This is a genomic window from Mycolicibacterium austroafricanum, from assembly GCF_902705885.1.
Classification (GTDB): domain Bacteria; phylum Actinomycetota; class Actinomycetes; order Mycobacteriales; family Mycobacteriaceae; genus Mycobacterium; species Mycobacterium vanbaalenii_A.
Window position 1 is genome coordinate 68,104 of record NZ_CACSIP010000008.1, and the last position, 12,817, is coordinate 80,920.

8 protein-coding genes are annotated in these 12,817 nt (G+C 68.8%); all 8 read left to right on the forward strand.

All coding sequences use genetic code 11. From position 1 onward, the window contains the following. The first annotated feature begins 150 nt into the window (after positions 1-150). Positions 151-687: a DUF222 domain-containing protein gene (locus BEMPMBAN_RS33030; RefSeq protein ID WP_159229646.1), complete on the forward strand. Its 537-nt coding sequence runs from the start codon at positions 151-153 to the stop codon at positions 685-687. After that, complete coding sequence (locus BEMPMBAN_RS32920; RefSeq protein ID WP_337761680.1) at positions 590-1,723, forward strand: HNH endonuclease signature motif containing protein; 1,134 nt, start codon at positions 590-592, stop codon at positions 1,721-1,723. Before BEMPMBAN_RS33030 ends, BEMPMBAN_RS32920 begins: the two co-directional genes overlap by 98 nt. 52 nt (positions 1,724-1,775) lie before the next feature. Further along, positions 1,776-2,171 carry a GtrA family protein gene (locus tag BEMPMBAN_RS07100; protein WP_159229680.1) on the forward strand — a complete coding sequence of 132 codons (396 nt, stop codon included), beginning with the start codon at positions 1,776-1,778 and terminating at the stop codon, positions 2,169-2,171. A gap of 32 nt (positions 2,172-2,203) precedes the next feature. Then, complete coding sequence (gene dprE1, locus BEMPMBAN_RS07105) at positions 2,204-3,589, forward strand: decaprenylphosphoryl-beta-D-ribose oxidase (RefSeq protein ID WP_159229648.1); 1,386 nt, start codon at positions 2,204-2,206, stop codon at positions 3,587-3,589. Next, complete coding sequence (gene dprE2 / locus BEMPMBAN_RS07110) at positions 3,590-4,363, forward strand: decaprenylphospho-beta-D-erythro-pentofuranosid-2-ulose 2-reductase (protein ID WP_159229649.1); 774 nt, start codon at positions 3,590-3,592, stop codon at positions 4,361-4,363. A 36-nt stretch (positions 4,364-4,399) separates the two neighbouring features. Beyond that, positions 4,400-6,268, forward strand: coding sequence for a galactan 5-O-arabinofuranosyltransferase (locus BEMPMBAN_RS07115; RefSeq protein WP_159229681.1), 1,869 nt, complete (start codon positions 4,400-4,402; stop codon positions 6,266-6,268). Positions 6,269-6,272: 4 nt separating this feature from the next. Further along, a complete protein-coding gene (locus BEMPMBAN_RS07120; protein ID WP_159229650.1) occupies positions 6,273-9,491 on the forward strand; it encodes an arabinosyltransferase domain-containing protein in 3,219 nt (1,072 codons plus the stop codon). 71 nt (positions 9,492-9,562) lie between these two features. Further along, positions 9,563-12,808 (forward strand): arabinosyltransferase domain-containing protein, encoded by a 3,246-nt coding sequence (locus tag BEMPMBAN_RS07125; protein WP_159229682.1) that lies wholly within the window; start codon positions 9,563-9,565, stop codon positions 12,806-12,808. Positions 12,809-12,817 lie beyond the last annotated feature (9 nt).

Below are 12,817 nucleotides of genomic sequence, written 5' to 3' on the forward strand. Positions count from 1 at the left end.
CCCTAGATGTTCGACGTTTTGCTGTCTTCTTGCGGTTCTGGTGGCTCAAACCAGCAGGTCAGGGGTTTAATTCCGGTGGCAGGAATTGCACGGCCGCTGGCAGAAACACATCGACGAAACTTGTCGGTGGGTCGAACTAGTGTTCGAAGTATGTTCGATGGAGGGCTCCCCGAGACCGCGGACCTGGCCGCGCTGAGCGACGCCGAACTGATCGACGCCGCCCTCGGGTGGGCACGCACGGAGAACGCCGCGTGTGCCCGCAAGTTGGCGGTGATGGCCGAGATCTTCGTCCGCCGCACCGCCCTGCCAGCCGGGGACCGGGAATCGTGGTGGATCGACCCGGAGGCAGCGGTGGTCGCTGAGTTGGCAGCCGCCCAGACCATTACCCGCTCGTTGGCCTCGCATCAGGCCCACCGCGGGGTAGCGCTGCGCGACCGGCTGCCCAAAGTCGCGGCACTGTTCGAAGCCGGGCTGATCAGCGAGATGCTGGTGCGGGCCATCGTGTGGCGCACGTACCTGATCGAAGACCCCGCGGTGATGACCGCCGTGGACGCCGAGTTGGTTGAGCGGATCGGGGTGTGGGGGGGCGTTGTCGATCAAGAAGACCGCACAGGCCATCGACGAGCTGATCGAACGCCACGATCCCGGCGCGTTGCGCCGCGCCCGCGACGGCGTCCCAAACCGTGATGTGCAGTTCGGCTCCCCGGGAGACCCGCCCGGTTACACCAGCCTGTGGGCCCGGCTGTTCAGCGCCGACGCCGCCCTGGATGAGAAGTGCGTGCAGGAGATGGCTTACAGCGTGTGCGACCGCGACCCCCGCGGCGCTGAGGAACGCCGCGCTGACGCACTCAGCGCGCTGATCCAGCAGACCACGATGAGCTGCCTGTGCGGCGACGCCGACTGCGAGGCCACCCGCGGCAATCCCCCCGACAAGAACACCATCATCTACATCGTCGCCGACCGCGACACGATCACCGCCGAAACCGACAGCGGTGATGCTGGCGATCCCAGCGACGGCGGACCTGGCGACGGCGATCCGGGCCAAGGCGGTCCCGGTGATGGCGGCGATCCCGTCGGGGAGGACGGTGACGAGAGCGGTCCCGAATCCTGCGCCCCGGCTGCGCCGGCGTTCGTGTTCGGGGCCGGGATCCTGCCCGCGGTGCTGCTGAGCCCGCTGATGGCCCGCGCCCGGATCCGCACCGTCAGCCAACCCGGCGGCGCCCTACCCGAAACGCGTTACATCCCCTCCCGCGCTCTGGCCGACTTCATCCGGTGCCGCGACCTGACCTGCCGGTTCCCCGGCTGTGACGCCCCGGCCACCGACTCCGACATCGACCACACCGTCCCCTACCCGGTCGGCCCCACCCACGCGTCCAACCTCAAATGCCTATGCCGGTTCCACCACCTGCTGAAAACCTTCTGGACCGGCGCCACCGGCTGGCAGGACCGACAACTGCCGGACGGCACCATCATCTGGACGAGCCCCACCGGCCACACCTACACCACCCACCCCGCGGGTGCAGCCCTGTTCCCCGCTCTGGGCCCAGCCACCCCGGTCCTGTGGGACGGCGACCCACCCCGCAACACCAACACCGAACATCGCGGCGCCATGATGCCCCGCCGCCGACACAACCGCGCCCAGAACCGTGCCCGCGCCATCACCGCCGAGCGGCGCCTCAACGACGACCTCGTCGCCGAGCACAACAGACCACCGCCCTTCTGACGCGGGGGCGTCGCACCCCAGCCCGTAAGCTGCCCGGGTGGCAGAGCCCCCGATATCACCACAGCTGAGCCTCAAGACGCAGGTCTGGCGGTTCGTCGCGACGGGCGGGCTGGCTGCCGTCGTGGACTTCACCCTGTACGTGGCACTGCTGGCGGCGGGCCTGCACGTCAACGTCGCCAAGACCCTCAGCTTCATCGCCGGGACCACCACCGCCTATCTCATCAACAGGCGGTGGACCTTCCAGGCGCCGCCGAGCACCGCCCGGTTCGTCGCGGTGGTCGTGCTCTACGCCGTGACGTATGCCGTCCAGGTCGGCATCAACTACATCTTCTACATGGAGTTCGACGACAAGCCCTGGCGGGTGCCGGTCGCGTTTGTCATCGCCCAGGGCACAGCCACCGTGATCAACTTCCTGGTCCAGCGGACCGTCATCTTCCGCCTGCGCTGACCACGGGAAGCCAAGCGGTACCCTCTGTGACGATGTTGAGCACCGATTTCCCGACGACCGCGAAGCGGCTGACCGGCTGGGGCCGCACCGCCCCGTCGGTGGCGCAGGTGCTGTCGACTCCGGATCCGGACGTCATCGTCAAGGCGGTGACCCAGGTCGCCGACACCGACAGTCCCCGAGGTGTGGTCGCACGGGGACTGGGGCGCTCCTACGGCGACAACGCGCAGAACGGCGGCGGCCTCGTCATCGACATGAGCGTCGTCAACCGCATCCATTCGATCAACACAGACGACGCGCTGGTCGACGTCGACGCCGGGGTGAACCTCGACCAGCTGATGCGCGCCGCGCTGCCGCTGGGCCTGTGGGTCCCCGTGCTGCCCGGCACCCGACAGGTCACCATCGGTGGTGCGATCGCCTGCGACATCCATGGCAAGAACCATCACAGCGCGGGTAGCTTCGGCAACCACGTGCGCGCCATGGACCTGCTCACCGCAGACGGCGAGGTCCGACACCTGACCCCGACCGGACCCGGCAGCGATCTGTTCTGGGCAACCGTCGGCGGCAACGGCCTCACCGGCGTCATCCTGCGGGCGACCATCGCGATGACGCCCACCGAGACCGCATATTTCATCGCCGACGGCGACGTCACCAGCGGGCTCGACGAGACCATCGCCTTCCACAGCGACGGCACCGAGGACAATTACACCTACTCCAGCGCGTGGTTCGACGCGATCAGCCCGCCACCGGCGCTGGGCCGTGCGGTGATCTCCCGCGGCTCCCTGGCGACCATCGATCAGCTGCCGAAGAAGTTGCAGCGCGACCCGCTGAAATTCGATGCACCGCAATACTTCACCGCGCCCGACGTCTTCCCCAGCGGACTGGGCAACAAGCTGATCTTCGGCGCGATGACCGCGGTGTGGTACGGGATGGGCAAGTCCTACCGCGGCAAGGCGCAGAACCTGACGCAGTTCTACCACCCGCTCGACATGGTCGGCGAATGGAACCGCGCCTACGGCTCAGCGGGTTTCAGCCAGTACCAGTTCGTGGTGCCCACCGAGGCCGTCGATGAGTTCAAGCGGATCATGTACGACATCCAGCGCTCCGGGCATTACTCGTTCCTCAATGTGTTCAAGCTGTTCGGACCGGGAAACCAAGCGCCGCTGAGCTTCCCGATACCGGGCTGGAACGTCTGCGTCGATTTCCAGATCAAGCCCGGTCTCAACGAGTTCCTCAACGGCCTCGACAAGAGGGTCCTCGAGTTCGGCGGCCGGCTCTACACCGCCAAGGACTCGCGCACCACCGCCGAAACGTTCCATGCCATGTATCCCGGCATCGACGAGTGGATCGCCTTGCGCCGCAAGGTGGACCCCGAAGGAGTGTTCGCCTCCGACATGGCCCGACGACTGGAGCTTCTCTAGATGGTTTTTGATGCGACCGGCAACCCGCAGAAGATCCTGCTTCTCGGCGGCACCTCCGAGATCGGCCTGGCTATCTGCGAGCGCTATCTGCGCAACGCCAAGGCCCGCATCGTGCTGGCCTGCATGCCCGGCGATCCGCTGCGCGAGGCAGCCAAGAAGCAACTCGAAGATGCCGGCGCCAAGTCCGTTGAGGTGATCGACTTCGACGCCGTCGACACCGACAGCCATCCGGCCGTGATCGACGCGGCCTGGGGCGGGGATCACCCACAGGACGTCGACGTCGCGATCGTGGCGTTCGGGCTTCTCGGCGACGCCGAAGAACTCTGGCAGAACCAGCGCAAGGCAGTGCAGATCGCCGACATCAACTACACCGCGGCGATCTCGGTAGGGGTGCTGCTCGGCGAGAAGATGCGCGCGCAGGGTTCCGGCCAGATCATCGCGATGAGCTCCGCGGCGGGCGAGCGGGTCAGACGGTCCAACTTCGTCTACGGCTCCACCAAGGCCGGGCTCGACGGCTTCTACCTCGGCCTCGGAGAAGCGCTGCGCGAGTACGGCGTCCGCGTCCTGGTCATCCGCCCCGGCCAGGTGCGCACCCGGATGAGCGCGCACGTCAAGGAAGCTCCGTTGACCGTCGACAAGGAGTACGTCGCCGAACTCGCGGTGACCGCCTCGGCCAAGGGCAAGGACCTGGTGTGGGCCCCCGGCGCATTCCGATACGTGATGATGGTGCTGCGCCACATCCCGCGGCCGATCTTCCGCAAGCTACCCATCTGATCTGTGGGTACAAGAGCGCTGGCCACCGGGAGCCAGATGGTGGCAGCGGCGCTGGTCGCCGCGGCGCTCGCCGTGGTGGCGCTGGCCGCCATCGCCCGGGTGGACTGGCCCGCCTACAACTCGTCGAACCAGCTGCACGCACTGACCACCGTCGGGCAGGTCGGCTGCCTGGTCGGCCTGCTGGCCGGCGGCTGGCTCTACCGGCGCGGGCGCGCCCACGTCGCGTGGCTCGCCTCGACGGTGTTCCTGTCGGCGTTCTCCGTCGTCACGCTCGCGATGCCGTTGGGCGCGACCAAGCTGTACCTGTTCGGCATCTCGGTGGACCAGCAGTTCCGCACCGAGTACATGACCCGCTTCGCCGAATCACCGGCGCTCAACGACATGACCTACATCGGGTTGCCGCCGTTCTACCCTCCGGGATGGTTCTGGATCGGTGGCCGGCTGGCCGACCTGACCGGAACCCCGGCGTGGGAGATGTTCAAACCGTGGTCGATCATCTCGATCACGATCGCCATCGTGCTGGCTTTCGTGTTGTGGGCCAACATGATTCGCTTCGAATACGCATTGGTGGTCTCGGCCGCCACCGCGGCGGCAGCCTTGGCGTACACCCCCGCCGAGCCGTACGCGGCCGTCATCGCGGTGCTGCTGCCGCCGGTGTTCGTGCTCGCCTGGTCGGGGCTCCGTGGCCGGACCCACCCCGGCGAGCCGGGTATCAGGCCGAGCGGCGGCTGGGCCGCGGTGGTAGCCACCGGTCTGTTCCTCGGTGTCGCCGCGCTGTCCTACACGCTGCTGTTCGGCTATGCCGCGTTCACCCTGGCGATCATGGCGGTGCTACTCGCCGTGTCACGCAGGAAGTTCGAACCGCTGCTGCGGCTGCTGACTATCGCGGCCATCTCCGGTCTGCTCGCCCTCATCGGCTGGGGCCCCTACCTGCTCGCCGCGGCGCGAGGCGAGCGCGCCGCGAGCGGCACCGCTCAGCACTATCTTCCCGTCGACGGCGCCCAGCTGGCATTCCCGATGCTGCAGTTCACCCTGCTGGGGGCCCTGTGCATGTTGGGCACGCTGTGGCTGGTGATCTACGCACGCTCCTCCACCCGCGCTGGCGCGCTGGCCGTGGCGGTGCTGGCGGTGTACGCCTGGTCCCTGCTGTCCATGCTCACCACGCTGGCCGGCACCACGCTGCTGTCGTTCCGGCTGCAGCCGACCCTGACGATCCTGCTGACCGCGGCGGGAGCCTTCGGCTTCATTGAGGCGACACGCGCGCTCGCGGCGCGGGTCCGCGCCGAGAACGCGGGCAGGGTCGTCGCCGTCGCCACCGCGGTCGGCACGCTCGGTGCGGTCACCTTCAGCCAGGACATCCCCGACGTGCTGCGCTCCGACATCGTCGTCGCCTACACCGACACCGACGGCTACGGACAACGCGCCGACCGTCGCCCGCCGGGGGCGGCGCAGTACTACGCGGAGATCGACGACCGGATCCGCGAGGTGACCGAGCGCCCGCGCTCCGAAACCGTCGTCCTGACCGCTGACTACAGCTTCCTGTCCTACTACCCCTACTACGGCTTCCAGGGGCTGACCTCCCACTACGCCAACCCGCTCGCGCAGTTCGAGAAGCGTGCCGAGGCCATCGAGAGCTGGTCGGTGCTGTCTGATCCCGACGAGTTCATCGCCGCGCTGGATGCGCTGCCCTGGGAGCCGCCGTCGGTGTTCCTGATGCGTCGCGGCGGCACCGGGGACTCCACCGACACCTACACACTGCGCCTCGCCGAGGACGTCTATCCGAACCAGCCCAATGTGCGCCGGTACCACGTCGCACTGGACGCTGCGCTGTTCGAGGATCCCCGGTTCGACGTGACAACCATCGGGCCGTTCGTACTGGCCATCCGCAAGCCAATTAGCATCTAGCCCCGTGGTCCGAGAGCCGAGTAACCACCGCACTGCGCGGCTCATCGCGATAGTCGCCGGGTTGCTGGGCACGGTGCTGGCCGTCGCCACCCCGCTGCTGCCCGTCAACCAGACCACCGCCGAGCTCAACTGGCCGCAGAACGAGACGCTGACCAGCGTCGACGCCCCGCTGATCGGGTACGTCGCCACCGACCTGCAGGTCAGCGTGCCGTGCAGCGTCGCCGCCGGTCTGGACCGGCCCGGCCGCACCGTGCTGCTGTCCACCGTCCCCAAGCAGGCCCCCAACGCCATCGACCGTGGCCTGCTCATCGAGCGGGTGAACAACGACCTTCTCGTCATCGTCCGCAACACGCCGGTGGTCAGCGCCCCGCTGAGTGAGGTGCTCAGCCCGGCGTGTGAGGAACTGACCTTCACTGCGCGCGCCGACAAGGTGACCGGCGAGTTCGTCGGCCTCACCCAGGGGCCCGACAGTGACGAGCCGGACGCGCCGTTGCGCGGTGAGCGCAGCGGCTACGACTTCCGCCCCCAGATCGTCGGGGTGTTCACCGACCTGTCCGGTCCCGCCCCGCCGGGGCTGCAGTTCTCGGCCACCGTCGACTCGCGCTACAGCACCTCCCCGACCGTGCTGAAGCTGCTCGCGATGATCATCGGCGTCGCAATGACGGTCATCGCGCTGGGCGCACTGCACGTGCTGGACCAGGCCGACGGAATGCGGCACCGGCGTTTCCTGCCGTCGCGGTGGTGGTCGATGTCGCCGTTGGACGGGGTCGTCACCGCCGTGCTGGTGTGGTGGCACTTCGTCGGCGCCAACACCGCCGACGACGGCTACATCCTGACGATGGCCCGGGTGTCCGAGAACGCCGGCTACATGGCGAACTACTACCGCTGGTTCGGCACCCCCGAGGCGCCGTTCGGCTGGTATTACGACCTGCTGGCGCTGTGGGCGAATGTCAGCACCACCAGCGTGTGGATGCGGCTGCCGACACTGCTGATGGGGCTGGCCTGCTGGTGGGTGATCAGCCGTGAGGTCATCCCCCGGCTGGGCTCCGCGGTCAAACACAGTCGGCCGGCGGTGTGGACGGCTGCCGGGTTGTTCCTCGCGTTCTGGTTGCCGTTGAACAACGGCCTGCGCCCGGAACCGATCATCGCGCTGGGCATCCTGCTGACGTGGTGTTCGGTCGAGCGGGGGGTGGCCACCAGCAGGCTGCTGCCGGTCGCGGTGGCCATCATCATCGGCGCGCTGACATTGTTCTCCGGCCCCACCGGCATCGCGGCCATCGGCGCCCTGCTTGTCGCCATCGGCCCGTTGAAAACCATTGTGGCGGCCCACACGTCGCGGTTCGGCTACGCAGCGCTGCTCGCGCCGATCGCCGCCGCCGGCACGGTCACGATCTTCCTGATCTTCCGTGATCAGACCCTGGCAGCCGAACTGCAGGCCAGCAGCTTCAAGTCGGCCGTCGGCCCGAGCCTGGCCTGGTTCGACGAGCACATCCGCTATTCGCGACTGTTCACCACCAGCCCGGACGGGTCGGTGGCCCGTCGCTTCGCGGTGCTGACGCTGCTGCTCGCGCTGGCGGTCTCGGTGGCGATGTCGTTGCGCAAGGGCAGGATTCCCGGCACCGCGCTGGGTCCCAGCCGCCGCATCATCGGGATCACCATCATTGCGTTCCTGGCGATGATGTTCACCCCCACCAAGTGGACCCACCACTTCGGCGTGTTCGCCGGGCTGGCCGGATCACTCGGCGCGCTGGCCGCGGTCGCCGTCTCGGCGGCGGCGATGCGGTCGCGCCGCAACCGCACGGTGTTCGCCGCCGCGGTGTTGTTCGTCACGGCGCTGTCGTTCGCGACGGTGAACGGCTGGTGGTACGTCTCGAATTTCGGTGTGCCGTGGTCGAATGACTTCCCGCAGTGGCAGGTCGGCTTCACCAGCATGCTGCTCGGCCTCGCATTGCTCACCCTGCTGGTGGCCGCCTGGTTCCACTTCTCGGGCCGCGGCGATGCACCGCCCAACGGGGGCCAGCGCCGGTGGCGGGGCATCGGCCAGGCGCCGTTGGCGACGGCCACGTGGGCGCTGGTGATCTTCCAGGTGGTGTCACTCACGGTGGCGATGACCGGCCAGTACCCAGCGTGGACCGTCGGCCGGTCCAACCTGGAGTCCCTGGCCGGCAAGACATGCGGCATGGCCGAGGACGTCCTGGTGGAACAGGACCCCAACGAGGGCCTGCTGACGCCGATCGGGGTGCCGGTCGGTGAAGCTCTGGGCTCTGCCACCTCCGGCACCGCAGTCGGCTTCAGCCCCAACGGAATCCCCTCCGACGTGTCCGCCGATCCGGTGATGGAGGAATCCGGCGCAGGCAACTTCGCCGACACCGGGAGCGGGGTGGCCACCGAGACCGAGGCCGGCACCGAGGGCGGGACCACTGCCGCCGCAGGAGTCAACGGTTCGCGAGCCCGCCTGCCCTACGGCCTCGACCCGGAACGCGTCCCGGTGATGGGCAGCTGGCGCAGCGGCACCCAGCAACCGGCGAGCCTGCAGTCGGCGTGGTTCCAGCTGCCCGCGGCGTGGAACGAGGACGACAGGTCGGACTCGCTGCTCGTGGTGTCGGCGGCCGGGCGGTTCGACAACGGTGAGGTCGTCGTGGAATGGGCCGGCGCCGAGGGCGACGAACCGGAAGGCCGGATGGACCTGATCGACGTCGGCGCTGCTCCGGCGTGGCGCAACCTTCGCGCGCCGTTGTCGACGATCCCGGCCGACGCGACCCGGATCCGCGTGGTCGCCACCGACGACGACCTGAGCCCACAGCACTGGATCGCGCTCACCCCGCCCCGGATCCCGGTGCTGCGCACCCTCCAGGACGTCGTCGGCTCGACGGACCCGGTACTCCTCGACTGGCTGGTGGGCCTGGCGTTCCCCTGCCAACGCCCGTTCGACCACCGCAACGGCGTCATCGAGGTGCCGCAGTGGCGCATCCTGCCCGACCGGTTCGGCGCCGAGGCGAACTCGCCGGTGATGGACTACCTGGGCGGCGGCCCGCTCGGCATCACCGAACTCCTGCTGCGCACCAGCACCGTCCCGACGTATCTGAAGTACGACTGGTTCCGGGACTGGGGCGCCCTACAGCGACTGACCCCCTATTACCCTGACGCCGAACCAGCACGATTGGATCTCGGTTCGGCGACGCGAAGCGGCTTGTGGAGCCCAGCGCCGCTGCGTCTCAGCTAGCTCGCCTACCATCGAGCCTCGTGCCTGACCGGACTGCCCGCCTCGTCGCGATCGTCGCCGGGTTGCTGGGGATGGCGTTGTGCGCACTTGCGCCGCTGCTGCCGGTCAACCAGACGACAGCCACGATTCAGTGGCCGCAAGGTGTCGACAGCGACGGCAACATCGACAGCGTCACCGCCCCGCTGGTGTCGGGTGCTCCCCGGTCGCTGGACGCCGTCATCCCGTGCCAGGCCGTGGCCACTCTGCCCGACGACAGCCAACTGGTGTTCTCCACCATTCCCCCCGGCGGCATCGAGGCCGGACGCAACGGCCTGTTCGTACGCGCCTACGCCGACGTCGTCGTCGTGGCATTCCGCGACTCGGTCGCCGCCGTGGCGCCGCGGGAGGCCGTGGAGTCCGGAGCGTGCAGCGAAATCCACATCTGGGCGAACGTCGGCGAGGTGGGTGCCGACTTCGTCGGCATTCCCGGTGCCGCCGGGACCCTCGCCGCGGAGAAGAAGCCTCAGGTCGCGGGCCTCTTCACCGAACTGGAGGTGCCGGCAGACTTCGGAGCCGCCCCGGCGGCGACATCGGGCACCCGGGTGTCCGCCACCGTCGACGTCGACACCCGGTTCATCACCTCTCCCACCGCGCTCAAGCTCGCGGTGATGGTTCTCGGCGCCGCCTGCGTGGTGGCGTCGATCGTGGCCCTGGTGCTGCTGGACCGCACCGCGGGTCGAAGCCCGCCCAGGCAGGGCCGGCGCAGACACGCCGGCCTGTCGACGTGGCTCGCCGACACCGGGGTGATCGGGGTGCTGCTGGTGTGGCACTTCGTCGGCCCGCAATCGTCGGACGACGGATACAACCTGACCATCGCCCGGGTGTCCAGCGAGGCCGGCTACATCACGAACTACTACCGGTTCTTCGGCACCTCCGAGGCGCCCTTCGACTGGTATCAGACCGTCCTGTCCCAGCTGGCGTCGATCAGCACCGCGGGCATCTGGATGCGGCTGCCCGCCACCGCGGCCGCCGTCGGCACCTGGCTGATCCTGAGCCGCTGGGTGCTGCCACGCCTCGGCGGACGTCTGGCCCGCAACCGGGTGGCGGTCTGGACCGCCGGCGCGGTGTTCCTCGCCGCGTGGCTGCCGTTCAACAACGGTCTGCGTCCCGAACCGCTGATCGCGTTCGGGCTGATCGCCGTGTGGATGCTCGTGGAGATCACGGTGGGGTCGCGTCGGCTGGCTCCCGTCGCGGCCGCGATCGTCGTCGCGGTGTTCTGTGTGACCCTGGCGCCGCAGGGCCTGGTCGCGCTGGCACCGCTGCTGGTCGGCGGACGCGCTATCACCCGCATCATCGCCGAGCGCCGCGTGGCCGGTGGAACGGCGGCCGCGCTGGCCCCACTGGCCACGTTCCTGGCGTCGGCGTCGCTGATCTTCGTCGTGGTGTTCCGCGACCAGACGTTGGCGACGGTCGCCGAGTCGGCCCGCATCAAGTACGTCGTCGGCCCGACCATCCCGTGGTACCAGGAGTTCCTGCGCTACTACTTCGTGATGGTCGAGGACAGCGTGGACGCGTCGCTGACCCGACGCTTCTCCGTGCTGGTCCTGCTGCTGTGCCTGTTCGGCCTGCTGGTGGTGCTGCTACGCCGCGGCACCGTGCCCGGTGCGGTCAACGGCCCGGTGTGGCGGCTGACCGGGGCCACCGCGATCGGCCTGCTGCTGTTGTTCTTCACACCGACCAAATGGGGGGTTCAGTTCGGCGTCTTCGCCGGGGTGGCGGGCGCCCTCGGCGCGGTCACGGCGTTCGCATTCGCCCGGGTCGGCCTGCACAGCCGCCGGAATCTGGCGCTGTACGTGACCGCCCTGCTGTTCGTGCTGGCATGGGCGAACGCCGGGATCAACGGCTGGTTCTACGTCGGCAACTACGGGGTGCCGTGGTTCGACCGGCAACCGGTGATCTTCGGTTTCCCCGTCACCACGATCTTCCTGTTGCTGGCGATCGCGTGCGGCCTGCTCGCCGGCTGGCTGCACTTCCGGATGGACTACGCCGGGCACACCGAGGTCGCCGACACCGGGCGCAACCGGGCGCTGGCGTCCACCCCGCTGCTGGTGGTGGCCACCATCATGGTGGTGTTGTCGGTCGGTTCGATGCTCAAGGCCACCGCCGGCCGCTACCCGGTGTACACCTCCGGCGCGGCGAACCTGTCCGCGCTGCGGTCAGCCCTCACCGGATCGACGCCACCCAGCTGCGCGATGGCCGACGCGGTGCTGGTCGAGCCCGACACCAATGCCGGTATGCTGCAACCGGTTCCGGGCCAGCAGTTCGGCGAGTACGGGCCGCTGGGCGGCGAGGACCCGGTGGGATTCACCCCCAACGGCGTCAGCGACACGCTGGAACCCGCCGAACCCGTGGCGGCCAATCCCGGTTTGGTGAACTCCGACGGACCGGTCGACAAACCGAACATCGGGATCGCGTACGCGGCAGGCACCGGCGGTGGCTACGGCCCAGAGGGCGTCAACGGATCCCGGGTGTTCCTGCCGTTCGGTTTGGACCCGGACCGCACCCCGGTGATGGGCAGCTACGACGAGAACACCCTGGCGGCCGAGGCGACCTCGGTCTGGTACCAGCTGCCCCCCCGCACCCCGGACCGGCCGCTGGTGAGCGTCGCCGCCGCGGGCGCCATCTGGTACTACGAGGAGGACGGCGAGTTCAGCTACGGGCAATCGCTGAAGCTGCAGTGGGGTGTGCGCCGGCCCGACGGTTCCTATGAGGCGCTCAACGAGGTGCAGCCGATCGACATCTTCCCGCAGACGGCCTGGCGCAACCTGCGCTTCCCGTTGTCCACAGCACCGGCGGAGGCCAACGTGGCGCGTATCGTCGCCGACGACCCGAACCTCTCCGACGACCAGTGGTTCGCGTTCACCCCGCCGCGGGTGCCGGTGCTGCAGACCGCGAGCGAGTTCCTGGGCACCGAGACCCCGGTGCTGATGGACATCGCCACCGCCGCGAACTTCCCCTGCCAGCGGCCGTTCGCCCAACACCTGGGGGTGGCCGAACTCCCGGAGTACCGGATCCTGCCGAACTTCAAGCAGCTGGTGTCCTCGTCGAACCAGTGGCAGTCGGCCGACGACGGTGGGCCCTTCCTGTTCATCCAGGCACTGCTGCGGACGTCGACGATCCCGACGTATCTGCGTGACGACTGGTACCGCGACTGGGGCTCGATCGAGCGCTACACCCGGGTGGTGCCCAGTGCCGAGGCGCCCGACGCCACGATCGAGGAAGGGTCCAAACGGGTGTTCGGCTGGAGTCGCGGCGGACCGATCAGGGCGCTGCCGTGAGTGAGCCTG